Origin of the sequence: Geodermatophilus saharensis (genome assembly GCF_900188205.1) — a bacterium.
In the GTDB taxonomy this organism is placed as follows: domain Bacteria; phylum Actinomycetota; class Actinomycetes; order Mycobacteriales; family Geodermatophilaceae; genus Geodermatophilus; species Geodermatophilus saharensis.
Genome location: NZ_FZOH01000005.1, coordinates 248,945 through 262,800, shown reverse-complemented (window position 1 = coordinate 262,800; position 13,856 = coordinate 248,945). Strand labels below are relative to the sequence as shown.

The window sequence follows — 13,856 nt, the reverse complement described above, 5'->3', positions numbered from 1 at the left end:
ACCGGTGGGATGTCATCACTCTTGGTGATCGTTGCAGGGATCACGAGAGTGTCTCTCGTCACTTTCCGGTACGAGAAGGGCCCCATCCCCTGTCAGGTCCGGAGTCACCCCAGCATCGGCCACCGGGACCGAGCAGTCGACGGCGGGTCCCGGCGCGGAGCCCACCGGCTCCGGTGGAGGGTCACTCCTGGGCGGCGAACCGCTCCTCGAGGAGGCGGTTGACACAGCCCTCCGCCTCGTCGACGACGGCGGCGTTCTGCGCGCTCGGGCACCGGTCCCACGCGCTGCGGGCGACGCCGAGCGCGATGTAGGCGACCGCGATGTCGAGGTCGAGCTGGTCGATGCTGGTGACGGTCGGGCTCATGACGACCTCCTGGCCAACGGTGCCTGTGACCTGCACGTTAGGACGCAGGTGTGACGGTTCTGATACACCGCGGTCATCGGCAGATGCCGATCCGTTCCGTCCGGCACTCCCGCCCCCTAGCGTCGGGGCCGACCCACCGGAGGACGACGGAAGGGGATCCCGTGACCGGCTCGACCACCCTCACCCGCGAGCGCGCCGACCTGATCGAGTCGCTGCGGCGGCACCGGGCGTTCCTGCGGTTCACCGTCCGCGACCTGACCGACGAGCAGGCGACCCGACGGCCGACGGCCAGCGCGCTCAACCTGGCCGGGCTGATCAAGCACGTGGCGGCCACCGAGGCCGGCTGGGTGCGCTTCGCCGAGGGCGGGGCCGAGGCGATGAACCGCAACTGGGGCCCGGATGCGGCGAGCCGCCACTGGCACCTCGCGCCCGGGGAGACGCTGGCCGGCGTGCTGGCGCACTACGAGGAGGTCGCCCGGCACACCGACGAGCTCGTCGCCACGGTGCCCGACCTGGACGCGGAGCACGCGCTGCCGGAGGCCCCCTGGTTCGAGCCGGGCGCCTGCTGGTCGATCCGGCGCGTGTTCCTGCACGTCATCGCCGAGACCGCCCAGCACGCCGGCCACGCCGACATCCTGCGGGAGTCGATCGACGGCCAGAAGACGATGGGCTGACCCGGGTCGTGTCCGCGGGAGTCCACCGGCGCGCTGCAGAGACCGGCGAGAGCCCGGAGACGCCGCTGTCGGTCGAGGACACCGGTGGGCAGCGGCCGGCCGCCGTGGTGGCGGAGGTCCAGGCACTCCTGCAGCGCAACGCCGGCGAGGGGTTCAGTACCTCGTCCTCGGCCGACGTCGTCCGCGCCGACCGCGACTCCGGCTGAGCGTCCTCAGCGTGTCCGCTGTCCCAACGCCCCTCCCCTTGCCGGATCCGGCCGGGACCGCGCCCGGCACCTCGTGTCCCCGCAGGCCGTGGCTGCACCCGGCCTGGTGGTCGGTGCAGCGGCCAGGCAGCAGGACCGGCGCCTTCCACAACCCGTGGAGCGTCTCGCCGCGGGGGCGGAGGTCCGCCACCCATGGTCATCGGGACCACGGCGACGGGAGTCGCATCCGGGGCGGCGGGGCGCGCACGTCACAGGAGCCGGTGTGCCGTGCCGTCGCATCCTGCCGGGTCAGCTGTCGACGTAGCGGTCGAGGTACCGCGATGACCTGTCGCCGGGTCGGCCGCGTTCGAACTGGCCGGGCGATACCGGGCGCGGCTCTCGCCGCGACGTCCCCGCGGCGGGCCGTCGTGACGACGACGTGACGTCCTGGTGACGGGGGCTCCGGATCCTGATCCGACACGGATCAGGGGTTCGACAGCTGGATCCGGTCATGGAGAACACAAGGCGGAAAGGAACCCCACATGAGCACCACGGACGTCCGGATCGCCGACGTCGGAGACCTCGAGATGGCGACGGATGCCTTCGAGCAGGTGGTCGGACTGGCCGACGACAGCCTGAGCAACGTGCGCCCGGACCTGAACGGATGGCGGGTCAAGATGCCCGACCGACCCGAGATCTACCTGGTGGACCAGGGCTACCGGCGATGGATCCCGAATCCGGCGACCTACAACAACCTGTTCCGCGACTGGAACGGAATCCGGGAGTTCATCGATGTCCACACCATCCCCGTGGGGCTGCCCATCGCGAACGGTGCAGTACTCGCCCGGCCGTCAGGCGGACCGGCCGTGTACTTCGTGGACGCCGGCGTGAAGCGGTGGGTCACCAGCCCCACTGCGATGGACAGGTACCACCTGAACTGGGACCGCGTGTACGGCGTGCCGCCGATCCTGCTGCAGAACATCTCGGACGGGCCCGCCATCAACTGATCCGTCCCCGCGTGGCCGGCTGTCACCCGGGCACGGCGTGTCGGGCAGTGTCAGCCTGGAGCAGCGCTCAGCGGTGACCCGGCGTCGGGCGCGGACGATGCTCCGCCTGTTGCCCGCGCGTCATCAGAACACGTGTCGATGTCCGCAGCGGAGGAGTTCCATGTCCGCAGAGATCGCAGCAATCGTCCGCGACCTGTCCTCCGCGCTCGCGGTGACGAACGCAGCGCTGGAGGAGGAAGCATCGGAGCGCACTCGCAGAGGTGCCGTGAGATCGCTGCACAGAGCCCTGCGCAGGACGGCCGAGGCAGACGACCTGTGGGCGGACCTGATGCTCCGTGCCACGACGGGCGGCAGTGTGACCGCCCCGAGTCACGAGCTGTTGGGCACGATCGCCGACCTGCTCGTGGAACAACAGGTAGCCCTCCTCGTGTCGATTGGGTATCGCTCGCCGCCGCCTCCGCGCGCGTCGGCACTGATCAACGACACCCGCGCCCGGATCGAGGAGCCTCCCGCGGGTGAGAGCTACGCCGGGGTCGCCCACCTCGATGCCGTGCGAGTCGAGTTGCAGAAGTTCGTCGAGCGGCTGGCCAGGAACGCGCCCCGATCGGACAGTCGGGTCTTCCCTCGACTCCTGGCACAGGGTCGTCGAGTAGGCGTCTCGACCTGTGTCCTGCTCGTGGCAAGCAGCGTCCAGGTGAAGACGGGAGATGCTCTGGGCTTCGACGTGGGTGCGTCCATTCGGGATGGTGTCGGCGTAGAGGTCACGGTGCCGGCTCCGTGGCAGCCAGAGGACGCCGGCGCAGCACTCATCGGTGCGGCATCGAGCGATCTAGACCTAGCCCTGACCGAGGCGACGCCTTCCGACGAGGAGCGGGCGATGGACGAGCGAGAGGTCTTGAGGAGCATGGTGGACCATGCCCGGCCACCAAGGACCTCGCGCACCAGCTACCCGCCGTCCGACGGCGAGCAACCCGGGAGAGCAGTGAGGAGGCTGCAGTCGCCCCCGCCTGGAGACCGGCCCGGCGGTGTGCGATCCGACTGACAGCGTCAGGACCTGGTCCACCTGCGACGACGACGCCGGCCTTGATCGCACCGGCGCCTGCGCATGCCGGTTCAGCGGTCGACGTAGCGGTCGGTCTCGACGACGAACTGGCCGGTGGCGGTGTTGGCGTCGACGAACTCCGGCAGCAGCGGGATCCGCACGGTCACGGTGGCGCAGACGGAGAACTCCTCCCCCGGCGCCAGCGACGGCGTGTAGGACCCCGCCGCCGCACAGTCGGCACCCGCCGGGGCGAAGGCCAGCCGCACGTCGGTGGCCTCCACCGACTGGTCGGCCACCGCCAGCTCCGCGGCCCGCTCGGCACGCGCCAGCCCGGTGGCCACGTCCGGCGCGGTGCCCAGCGCCCGGCCGGCCTCCCGCGCGGCCGCCGTCGCCGCCAGCACCCCGCGCTGCACCGCCGAGAACCCGGCCACCACGTAGACCAGCGGCACGAACACCACCAGCGCCACGAACACGAACTCCACCAGCGCCGATCCGCGCTCCCCGGCGACCTGCGCGAGCCGGGCCCGCAGCCACCTCACGCGGCCTCCTCCACCGCGCGGCCGGTGACGTCCAGCGGCAGCAGGTCGCCCAGCCCGGCCAGCAGGGTGGGCACCGCGCCGGCGCAGCGCACCGTCACCAGCACCAGCCCGGTCGGGTCGACCTCCTCGGTGGCGGTGCAGACCAGCCCCTCGGCGGTGCCGGTCGACGTCGCCTGCGCCACCGCGGTCAGCGCCCGGCCGGTCGCCGCCGACGTCGGCACGTCGGCGTTGGCCGCGTACCGGGCGCCCTCCTGCGCGCTGGCGGTCACCACGTTGCGCAGGTGCACGTAGACGGCCACCTGCAGCACCGCCAGCAGCAGCACCACGACGAGCACCGACACCAGCACGAAGTCGACGACGGCGCCCCCTCGTTCGGGGTCGCGCCGTTCAGCCGCCATTCGTGACGGAGGCCAGCGCGTTCTGCACCGCCGACACGATCGCCTCGCGGAACGGCACCAGGATGGCCAGCACCAGCGCCGCCGTCATCACGGTGATCATGACCCAGCCGGGCACGTCGCCCCGTTCGGGGTCGCCGTCGCGCAGCCGTGCGGCCAGCGCCGCGGTGAGCGTGAGAAGCCAGGCCAGGGCCCGCATCCGTCGTCCTCCTCCGTAGTGCCGGCGCTCAGCGCGCCAGCGAGACGATGCTGATCAGCCCCGGGAACAGGGCGAACAGGACGGTGACCGGCAGCACCAGGAAGACGACCGGCACCATCATCTGGATCTCCTTGCGGCCGCCGGCCTCGAGCAGCCGGCGCTTGCCGGCCTCCCGGGCGTCGGCGGCCTGGGCGCGCAGCACCTCGGCCAGCGGGGTGCCGCGCTCGATGGCGACGAGCAGGCCGTCGACGAAGCGGGCCAGCGCGTCGACCGAGGTCCGGTCGGCAACCTGCTGCAGCGCTGACACCAGCGGCACACCCGCCCGGGCGCGGCCCAGCGCACCGCCCAGCTCCCGGGCGAGCTCGCCGCCCGAGAGCCGGGAGACCCGGGCGATGGCCGCCGTCGGGCTCTCCCCGGCGGTGACCGCCAGCGCGAGCAGCTCGGCGACCACCGGGAACTCCGCGAGCAGCAGCTCCTCGCGACGGCGCACCTGCTGGGTCAGCCACCAGTCGCGGCCCAGCACGCCGCCGAGCAGCCCGCCCAGGCACACCAGCGCGACCGACAGCACGTTGACGCCGCCGGACACCAGCGACCCGACGCCGGCCAGCAACGCCCCGCCGAGCAGCCCGAGCCCGCCCCACACGACCTGCTCGACGCGCAGGTCCTCCACCGTCTGCTCCGCACCGAGCGCGTCGAGCCGGCGCCGGACGGCCGCGCGCCCGCCGAGCACGCGGTCGACGAGGCGGGCGCCGTCGGCGACGAGCGGGCCGAACACCCGGCGGACGGCGACCAGCAGACCCGGCTCGGTCGCCGTGCCGAGCAGCCGCGACGGCGGCGGGGTGTCGTGGACGTAGGGCGCGAGCCGGTCGACCAGCCGCACCGAACGGAACGGCGGCGCGAAGGTGACCGCCAGCAGCAGGCCGGAGGCGACCCCCAGCCCGAGCAGCATCCCGGTCAAGGACGCGCTCACTGCGACACCCCGCCGCTCCGCGGCCCGTTCGCTCCGGTCCTCGCTCGCTGGCGCTCGCTGCGATGCTCACTCACTGGAGCACCCGGACGTCCTGCGGCAGCCGCCCGATCCGCATCATCAGCCGGTAGGCCACCAGGCAGACCACGCCCCCGCCGACCAGGATCGCGCTGCCGAGTGGGGAGTCGTAGGCGGCCAGCGTCGTCGACTGGGTGGCCAGCAGCAGCAGGACCGCCCAGGGCGCGCCGACGGCGAGCCGCGCGGCCTGCACGACCCAGCCCTGCCGGGTCTCCAGTTCCGCGCGGGCGCGGGCGTCCTCCCGCAGGAAGCCGGCCAGCGTCCGCAGCACCCGGCCCAGGTCCGAGCCGCCCACCTCGCGGGCGACGCGCAGCGTCTCGACGATGCGGTCGCCGACCGGGTCGGCGAGATCGGCCTTGAGCCGGTCGAGGCTCTCGCCGAAGCGGCCGCTGGAGCGGTGATCGGCGGCGAACCGGGCGAACGGCGGGCGCAGCACCTCCGGCCCGCGGACCGCCAGCGCCGCCAGCGCCTCCGGCAGCGACAGCCCGGCGCGGACCGCCGAGGCCAGGTTGTCCACGACCTCCGGCCACACCTCCCGCAGGTCGGCGCGGCGGCGCGCGGCCAGCCGGCGCACCTGCACGTGCGGCAGCGCGAACCCGAAGACGCCGAACGCGACGCTGACGGTGACCGTGCCGGTGGTCAGCAGGACGACGACGGCGGCCAGCAGCCCGAGCAGGATCTGTAGCACGACCAGCTGGGCGGGGTTGATGCCGGTGAGACCGGCCTGGGCCAGCAGCCGCGCCCGGCGGCCGGGCGGGCGCGGACCGGACGGGCGCTGCGGCGCGCGCGGGCCGCTGCGCCAGACGAGCAGGAGGCCGACGCCGAGCAGCAGCCCGAGGAGGGCACCGGTCACCGGTGGACCTCCAGCAGCGCGGGCAGGTCGAACCCGGCCGCGGCGAAGCGCTCGGCGTGCGGCGGGAAGCCCTCGGCGCGCACCAGCCGGCCCCCGCGGGTGGTGAAGACGTCGGCCAGCTCCACCACGCCGTCCTCGGCCCGGCCGGGGACCGCCACGACCTCGCGCACCCGCCGCTGCCCCGAGGCCTCGGTGGCCACGTGCACGACGAGGTCGACGCTGGCGGCCACGGTCGGGACGACGAAGGCGTGGCCGATGTTGTCGCCGGCCAGCAGCGGCAGGGTGCACATCTTCACCACGGCCTCGCGGGCGCTGTTGGCGTGCAGCGTGCACATGCCGGGCAATCCCGAGTTGAGGGCGATGAGCAGGTCGAGGCACTCCTCCTGGCGCACCTCGCCGACGACGATCCGCGAGGGCCGCATCCGCAGCGCCTCCTTGACCAGCCGCCGCAGCGGGATCTCCCCCGCCCCCTCGAGGTTCGGTTGACGGGTCTGCATCGCCACCACGTCGGGCAGCGGCACCCGCAACTCGAAGACCTCCTCGCAGGTGATGACCCGCTCGCGCGCCGGTACCGCGGCCACCAGGCAGTTGAGCAGCGTCGTCTTGCCCGCCTGGGTGCCGCCGGAGACCAGCACGTTCAGCCCCGAGGCGACGGCGGCCTCGAGGAACCGGGCGGCCTGGGCGGTGAGGGTGCCGGTGGCCACCAGCTCGTCGAGGGAGTGCGCCTGCAGCACGAACTTGCGGATGTTGACCGCCATGTGGCGGCGGGTGATGTCGGGCAAGATGTTACGGTTAGCATGCACATGTGTACGCCAAGCGACGGGTGTCCTCTGGCTCCTCGTCCGGTCCTCTGCGGGCCTCGATCTACTGCCGCATCTCCCTCGACGCCACGGGTCAGGGCCTCGGGGTTGAGCGGCAGGAACAGGCGTGCCGGGAGCTGTGCGGGCGGCACGGGTGGGAGGTAGCCGCCGTCTTCGTGGACAACGACATGTCGGCCTACTCCGGCAGACGCCGACCGCAGTTCGAGGCACTCCTGGCATCCCGCCCGGAGCTCATCGTCGTATGGCACATCGACCGCCTCGTCCGGCGGACCGCTGACCTCGCGAGGGTCATCGACCTCGGATGCGACGTCCACGCCGTCACCGCCGGGCTGATGGATCTCAGCACCCCCAGCGGAAGGCTGAACGCGCGGAACATCGTGAACTTCGCCGAGTACGAGAGCGAGCACAAGGGCGAGCGGCAGCGTGCAGCAGGTAGGCAGCGCGCCAGCATGGGCAAGGCCTGGTGGGGCTCACGCCCGTTCGGCTTCGAGATGGACGGCGGCCACCGGGACGCGGAGGCTGACGCGCTGCGGGAGGCCTACGCCGGTGTGCTCGCTGGCGCGTCGGTCGCCAAGCTAGCCCGCGACCTCAACGCCGCAGGACATGTCACGACGTTCGGTAAGCCCTGGGGGCCGGCGTCCCTGCGACCCGTGCTGCTCAACCCGAGGAACGCAGGACTGCGGGCCTACGACGGCGAGGTCATCGGCCCAGCCTCCTGGGGGGCCGTCGTGACGGAAGACGTCTTCCGCGCCGCGTCCCGCATCCTCAGCAACCCCGCCCGGGGCAAGGGCGGCCAGGGCCCAGCCGCCGCCGCCCTGCTGACTGGCATCGCCACCTGCGGAGTGTGCGACGGCGAGGTGAAGCAGAACCGCCGCTACCACTGGAAGAACAAGGACCAGTCCTACGCCGTCTACGTCTGCAAGGAACGGTCCTGCGCCTCAGTACCCGTGGAGTACGTCGATGGCCGCGTCTGGCGAGCCGTCACCGAGGCACTGCCCGATCCCGCCTTCCACGCCGCATGGACCGACCAGAGACCAGCTGAGGAAGCCGACGTTGCAGCCCTCCAGGATGAGAGCCGCGAACTACGCCAGAGACTCAACGACACAGCAGAGGACTACGCGGCCGGCATCTTCACCAGAGACCAGGCCCGGACCATCACCACGAGGACACGCAACCGACTGGCAGAGATCGAGGAAGAGCTCACCTGCATCGGCAACACCTACGACCTGACATCCGTGCTCGGGGATGTCGACTACGTCTACGAACAACTCGATGACATGACCCAAGACGAACGCCGGGCACTGATCCGGGCCATCGTCGAGCGCGTGACGCTGCACCCCAGAGCCAAGGGCACGAAGCGGCTGAGTCCCGAGTGCGTGAAGGTCGAGATCCGGACCGCCAGCTCGAGTGACTCCGGCTAGACGCCCAACCCGCACCGGCCGCGGGATCGCACCGACGCCGTGTTCCGGCCTCGGCACCCATCACCCCCCCACACTCGCGCTGGCCTGGCTACTGAGGGCGATGGGCGCATAGGGGCAGTCCGGCTTGTCTGCTGTCCTGACGGACGACGTCCACCTCTGCAGCGCCGTCCGAGGACCGCACCTGCCTAATGCCGCGCAAGCAATTGCGCACCCCGTCTCACCATGCTATTTTCAAGACCAGCATTTCGCCGTTTATGACGGCGGTTGAAGGTTGACCGAACGTCCGGTCAACCATTCTCAGTATACATCAATGGTGCTCAGTTGTCCACCTTCTGGACTGGGACATTGCCCACCTTGACCATTCATCCCGCTCACTGAATGCTCTTCTCCATGAGCAGTTGCCAGCGACCACGGCAGGCCAGAGCAGGGCCCCATGAATGAAGCTCCTTTGCGTGCACGATGGGAGCGAGCGTTCCGCCAAGCCGGGATAGCCAGCGGCCCAAACGGCACCAGCACTGCGGCGGTCGGCTTCGCGTTCTCCACTTATGCGAACCCAGACGGCACACGGGTTTTCCCAAGCCAGGAAGTAGTCGCGAAAGGCCTCGGAGTATCTCCGAGGACGGTTAGCCGCGGCCTCACCCGGCTCGTGCGCGATGGCTGGCTCAGCGTAGTCCACGAGCGCAAGCCACCGTTTCGCATGATCACTCATTATCGGCTGGCTATACCCGCCGAGTGGGTCAACACGACGCCAGAGACTTCCAACCAGACAACCGAGTCGCCGCCACTGGACGAAGACGGCGCGTCAACCCGTCAGGAGCGTCCACTAACCAAGACAGAGACCATGTCAGGTACCCCCTCAAGGGGTACCTGGACAGACAACCAAGACAACTCAGAGGTTACGGCGCCTGCAATTGAACCGCCTACGGCGGTCAACAGATATGGACCCGTAGTCGCTGAGCGGCCAGCTTATAGTCCTGGTGACGACGAGCAGCCGTGGGAGACGACAGCACTGAATGACCTGGAACAGGCCCATCGCCGGAACCTCAAATTAGGTGAGCAACAAGCCGAGTACCTGAGGCAGCGCCGTCCCCACCTGTTCCCATCGGCCTGAAGGCTCAAGGTCCCTGTCGCGACCTCAGCCGCCGCAGACGTAGCAACGACAGACCCGCCACCAGAAAGGAGTCAAGCCATGTCCAAGGACACCACCCCTTCCGCCGCCGCCCTCACGGCCTACCAGGCTAAGCGCGCCGAGCGCGAGGCCGAGGAGGCCCGGCACGCTCGCGCCCAGGACGCCGTCGAGCGGGCCAAGCAGACGGCGAACAAGCTCAAAGAGCGCAACAGTCACGGCGATGCCGGCATCACCGCCCTCGACCTCGTGAAGGCCGAGGCGGAAGTGCCACGCCTGGAGGGCCTGGCGTCCCACGCCGCCGCCGACGTTGAGCGCGCCAGGACCCTGGAAGCAGAGGCCCTGGCCACCTACCTCGCTGAGATCGCACCCGAGCGCCTGGACAAGGCCCCCAAGGCCGAGCACGAGACAGCAGCCAAGGCCATCACAGTGACGCTGGCTCGCCTGGTCGAACAAGTTCAGGAACGAAACACCGTCATCCGTGCACTCGTGGAGGACGCCAAGGAAGCCGGCGTCGTCCCGGGCGCACAGAACGACGACAGGATCACCTACTCGATCGAATGGTCACACCCCAAGCTGCGCACCATCAGGGTCGATGGCCTGAGTGCCACGGAGGCCCAGCCGACGCACGTCATCATGGAAGTGCTGACCCAAGCGATCGAGGCCTCGGGGTATCGGCTCACCTCCCCCGGGTACATCGAACTGAAGAAGCTAGAAGAGCGCTGACCAAGGGCCGCGCACTAGCGCCGTATCCCGTTGGGACTTTGTCAGGACGTCCGCCGCGGCCTTGCCGGGCATCAGCCTACCGCCTGCCTACAGCGGACGTCCTGACAGAGTTCTACTGCAGTACGGATAGGCCGTGATATCGCAGAGTAGCGAGTCCGTGGATTCTGACAGCGAGAAGCGCCGCCCTAACGTCTGGAACTGTTCCTGCGGCAGGCTCTGGACCGGCCTGGCGCAGGCACACTGCCCGACCTGTCACGAGCACTTCAGTTCTGCCAGCCTATTCGACCGCCATCGCCCTCGAGGAGTATGTGTCCAGCCGGCGACTGCCAGACGGGCCAATGGAGAGCCTTTGTTCAGAGCTTCACAGAACCGCTACGGGACAACGTGGGTCACCTACGACAGCCGCGCTCATCCACACAGTCTACCGACGGAGTAAAAGCGTACTGAAGCGACGGGCTGCACCCATCTGTCGCCTATCGAAATGCCGCTCAGAATTGGACATCGGGTTCGCAGGTACCACAGGGACCTAGTTCATCGCCATCCAGCCACCCAAGCACATCGGCGAGCATGTCACCTAGGCCAGTCGTGTCCAGTATCCAGTAAGCCCCAATCAGAATTGCGCCCCATGCTGCAAGATTCAGCAGGCCGAGAAAGGTGTCTTTCATTTGGACGCATCTCCTCTGCCAGCGACCGGACAACCTGCCTTTCCAGCCGGTACACGACTCCAAGGGTTACACCCCCGCCTCGGACCTACGACGCTCAGCCGAGGGAGCACAGCTCGCGTGGAGCAGGACCTCGGTCAGCATGCGCCCGTACGCTCTCTGGACCTATAGACGAGCCAGTCTTGAACCCCACTGGATGACCAGCTGACGGTGCCTCATCATCCTCGAAACGGTGGCGCCATCTGGGCTGCTAAGCACCGGCGATCAGCTTCTGCGCCGCAGGGGGTCATACCCCACCCCCGACGACGTCCGCGCCCCCTGATGCCAGAGCCGGGCCCGCCGCACGGTCCGGCGTCTTGGCGCCCGCGGACACCTGACCACTCTCACCGTCTCCCGACCACCCAGCGCAGTCTCTTCGCAGCCATCGGGCGCCTTGGTAGGTACGGCCGCGTCGTCGGTCGACGGCTCACCAGGCGGGGACAGGACTCCGCCCTGCTGCCCTTCTGACGGGCGAACCGTCAGCCTCGCGCTCTACCGTCTTTTCGCAACCACACCCTTAGGAGTCCCCAGGTGCCACCACTGGACCCCTCCCCTGTGAGTCATCCATCCCCGCAGGTGGTCGAGATCTGCGCAGGAGCTGGTGGCCAGGCCATGGGGCTCGAGCGGGCGGGCTTCGAGCACGCGATCGCGGTCGAACTCGACAGCTACGCCTGCGAGACCCTCCGGCAGAACCGTCCGCAGTGGAAGGTTGCTGAAGGTGACGTCGCCGACCGCGGCCTCTGGACCCCCGGCGCCTACGAGGGCGTGGCTCTCCTGGCTGGCGGCGTCCCATGCCCGCCGTTTTCCATCGCAGGCAAGCAGCTCGGAGCCAGCGACGAGCGCGACCTGTTCGCCTGGGCTGTCGAGCTGTGCGTCAGCGAGGTCAAGCCGCGGGCTCTCATGCTGGAGAACGTCCGCGGCCTGTCGATGCCGCGATTCGCCGCCTACCGCCAGCATGTCCTCGACCGGCTCGCCTCGGCCGGCTACGTCGGCGACTGGCGGCTCTTGCAGGCTTCCGACTTTGGCATTGCTCAGCTGCGTCCGCGCTTCGTGCTTGTTGCTCTGCAGGAGGAGGACGCACCCTACTTCTCGTGGCCTGAGAAGACGACGTCGTCTCAGCTGACGGTTGGCGAGACGCTCCGCGACCTCATGGGCGCAAACGGCTGGCCTCATGTCGACGACTGGGTGCAGCTCGCCAACGACATCGCACCGACCTTGGTCGGTGGTAGCAAGAAGCACGGGGGCGCAGACCTCGGACCCACGCGGGCCAAGCGAGCGTGGCGCGAGCTCGGCGTTGACGCTCTCGGTGTTGCCGACGAGGCACCCGGACCACACAGCCCGCATCCGGACGTGAAGTTCCCCAAGCTAACCGTGCCGATGGTGGCCCGGCTCCAGGGCTTCGACGAGCAGTGGGGCTGGCGGCTAGCCGGACGGAAAACGGCTCAGTACCGCCAGGTAGGTAACGCCTTCCCGCCGCCCGTCGCGAAGGCAGTGGGCCGGGCGATCATGCGGGCCCTCGAGCACGCCGGCCAACCGCATGACATGCCCGAGCTTGCCAGCGCCACCATGCACGACCCCGTGTACCGCGTGCTTAGGGAGGCGGACGGCTACCTCACTCCGTCAGCAATCCTCAGCAAGCTCGCGGTGCCCTATGACGCCATTCAGCTCGAACGGCGCATCGCCCACCTCAGCAAGGACTTCGTCATCGACATCGAGGAAACCAAATCCGGTCCAGCCTTTGAGCTCCGGGAGTTTAAAGCGTTCATCGGCCAGGACGGGCACGAGCGGCACGAGGCATTCGCTCACCGGATGGGGCGCTCACGCATCAGCTGAGGTGCCGCGGTCCGGACCGCACAAGTCCCTTCCCCCGATCAGCTTGCGCCTCAAAGCAAGCCGCCGAGGTCAGCAGCGCCACCCCCGCAAGGGCGGCACAATAGGGGGAAGGTGCGGAACCGTAAATCAAGAGCAAAACTGAGAGAGAGATCATTGCTATGGCAACCCAGCCAAGGGCAACAAGCCCCACTAGACGCTGTACGTCATCTAATCGCAGGAGAGTTAGAAGAAGTGCGAGGACGACCAAGAGTACCGTCCCGGAGTTCCAGTAAAACCACTCCTTGAGGTCGTTCACGCGGTGAGCGTATTGTGCAACCACAATCGACGCTGAAGCGCTGGCGCCAACGATGACGCCACAGACGATCCGCCTGCGTTCGAATACGACCTTAGCTCCTTGCGCAAGCTGAGCAATCACCATCAGCCCGAGCGCTATAACAATGCCCCAGCCTAAGAGCAAGACCCACCATCCCGGGCTGAGACTGTAGAGCGACTGCATAATGACCGAGTTGGTCACGATATTGCCCACTGCAAGCAGAAGGCCGCATGCTATCTCGCGATTCCTCCAGAGGTCTCGTCGGACGCCTAGGAGCACGGTGCCCACAGAGATGGGGACGGCCACGGTAAGAATCCACCAGGTCGCATAGCCCCCATGGATGCCGTTATACCCCGATAGGTACGGATAGAAGGGCCATAAAGCGAGTGGCACAACGCTGAGGCCCATGGGTATGACAAACGCGGGGTTCTTCACTGCCAGTCGTATCGCACCTCCGGGCCGCCCGCGAGTCGTCAGATCGGCTGATGGGCCAGCGCCTGCGTGGACAAGAGACCTAGCCTCCCGGGCAGCCTGCGCCTCAGCTTCCCGACGGACCTGCTCGGCCTCACGCGCTTGCGCCTCCCGGGCAGCCTGCGCCTCAGCTTCCCGACG

The 13,856-nt window shown here is 69.1% G+C and carries 17 protein-coding genes; 9 read left to right on the top strand and 8 right to left on the bottom strand.

The annotated features are described in order from the left end of the window. Positions 1–181 precede the first annotated feature (181 nt). The gene (locus CHC04_RS14630; protein ID WP_089404672.1) at positions 182–364 is read right to left on the bottom strand and encodes a hypothetical protein; all 183 of its coding nucleotides are present in this window, start codon (positions 362–364) and stop codon (positions 182–184) included. 161 nt (positions 365–525) lie between these two features. On the opposite strand from CHC04_RS14630, the gene CHC04_RS14625 reads away from it, so the two are divergent. The 4 genes from CHC04_RS14625 (at position 526) to CHC04_RS14610 (ending at position 3,272) form a co-directional block, all read left to right on the top strand. Next, positions 526–1,038, top strand: coding sequence for a DinB family protein (locus tag CHC04_RS14625; protein ID WP_245817231.1), 513 nt, complete (start codon positions 526–528; stop codon positions 1,036–1,038). 8 nt (positions 1,039–1,046) lie between these two features. Further along, positions 1,047–1,244, top strand: a complete 198-nt coding sequence (locus tag CHC04_RS14620) for a hypothetical protein (RefSeq protein ID WP_089404670.1) — start codon at positions 1,047–1,049, stop codon at positions 1,242–1,244. Between the two features lie 521 nt (positions 1,245–1,765). Beyond that, positions 1,766–2,230 (top strand): hypothetical protein, encoded by a 465-nt coding sequence (locus CHC04_RS14615; RefSeq protein ID WP_089404669.1) that lies wholly within the window; start codon positions 1,766–1,768, stop codon positions 2,228–2,230. A 160-nt stretch (positions 2,231–2,390) separates the two neighbouring features. Next, positions 2,391–3,272 carry a hypothetical protein gene (locus CHC04_RS14610; protein WP_089404668.1) on the top strand — a complete coding sequence of 294 codons (882 nt, stop codon included), beginning with the start codon at positions 2,391–2,393 and terminating at the stop codon, positions 3,270–3,272. A gap of 71 nt (positions 3,273–3,343) precedes the next feature. Here CHC04_RS14610 and CHC04_RS14605 read toward each other — a convergent pair whose 3' ends face one another. The 6 genes from CHC04_RS14605 to CHC04_RS14580 form a co-directional block, all read right to left on the bottom strand. After that, positions 3,344–3,811 (bottom strand): hypothetical protein, encoded by a 468-nt coding sequence (locus CHC04_RS14605; protein ID WP_089404667.1) that lies wholly within the window; start codon positions 3,809–3,811, stop codon positions 3,344–3,346. Further along, positions 3,808–4,209: a TadE/TadG family type IV pilus assembly protein gene (locus CHC04_RS14600; RefSeq protein WP_089404666.1), complete on the bottom strand. Its 402-nt coding sequence runs from the start codon at positions 4,207–4,209 to the stop codon at positions 3,808–3,810. Before CHC04_RS14600 ends, CHC04_RS14605 begins: the two co-directional genes overlap by 4 nt. Continuing rightward, on the bottom strand, positions 4,199–4,405 hold the full coding sequence (locus CHC04_RS14595) for a hypothetical protein (RefSeq protein ID WP_089404665.1): 207 nt from the start codon (positions 4,403–4,405) through the stop codon (positions 4,199–4,201). Before CHC04_RS14595 ends, CHC04_RS14600 begins: the two co-directional genes overlap by 11 nt. A 28-nt stretch (positions 4,406–4,433) precedes the next feature. Next, a complete protein-coding gene (locus CHC04_RS14590) occupies positions 4,434–5,375 on the bottom strand; it encodes a type II secretion system F family protein (protein WP_089404664.1) in 942 nt (313 codons plus the stop codon). A gap of 70 nt (positions 5,376–5,445) precedes the next feature. Then, positions 5,446–6,303 carry a type II secretion system F family protein gene (locus CHC04_RS14585; protein WP_089404663.1) on the bottom strand — a complete coding sequence of 286 codons (858 nt, stop codon included), beginning with the start codon at positions 6,301–6,303 and terminating at the stop codon, positions 5,446–5,448. Continuing rightward, entirely contained in the window at positions 6,300–7,085 is a 786-nt protein-coding gene (locus CHC04_RS14580) for a TadA family conjugal transfer-associated ATPase (protein WP_245817229.1), read from the bottom strand. The genes CHC04_RS14585 and CHC04_RS14580 overlap by 4 nt, the downstream gene beginning before the upstream one ends. A gap of 23 nt (positions 7,086–7,108) precedes the next feature. Between CHC04_RS14580 and CHC04_RS14575 the strand changes: the two genes are divergently transcribed. The 5 genes from CHC04_RS14575 (at position 7,109) to CHC04_RS14560 (ending at position 12,931) form a co-directional block, all read left to right on the top strand. Further along, positions 7,109–8,545 (top strand): recombinase family protein, encoded by a 1,437-nt coding sequence (locus CHC04_RS14575; protein ID WP_089404662.1) that lies wholly within the window; start codon positions 7,109–7,111, stop codon positions 8,543–8,545. A 433-nt stretch (positions 8,546–8,978) separates the two neighbouring features. Further along, entirely contained in the window at positions 8,979–9,656 is a 678-nt protein-coding gene (locus tag CHC04_RS25570) for a helix-turn-helix domain-containing protein (RefSeq protein ID WP_089404661.1), read from the top strand. 78 nt (positions 9,657–9,734) lie between these two features. Then, entirely contained in the window at positions 9,735–10,397 is a 663-nt protein-coding gene (locus tag CHC04_RS14565) for a hypothetical protein (RefSeq protein WP_089404660.1), read from the top strand. A 133-nt stretch (positions 10,398–10,530) separates the two neighbouring features. Then, positions 10,531–10,833, top strand: a complete 303-nt coding sequence (locus CHC04_RS25565; protein WP_425432456.1) for an FDXHR family putative zinc-binding protein — start codon at positions 10,531–10,533, stop codon at positions 10,831–10,833. 796 nt (positions 10,834–11,629) lie between these two features. Continuing rightward, a complete protein-coding gene (locus CHC04_RS14560; RefSeq protein ID WP_342743503.1) occupies positions 11,630–12,931 on the top strand; it encodes a DNA cytosine methyltransferase in 1,302 nt (433 codons plus the stop codon). Here the strand turns inward: CHC04_RS14560 and CHC04_RS23635 are convergent. After that, a partial coding sequence (locus CHC04_RS23635) for a hypothetical protein (protein WP_217897377.1) occupies positions 12,924–13,856 on the bottom strand: 933 nt, incomplete at its 5' end. The genes CHC04_RS14560 and CHC04_RS23635 overlap by 8 nt on opposite strands.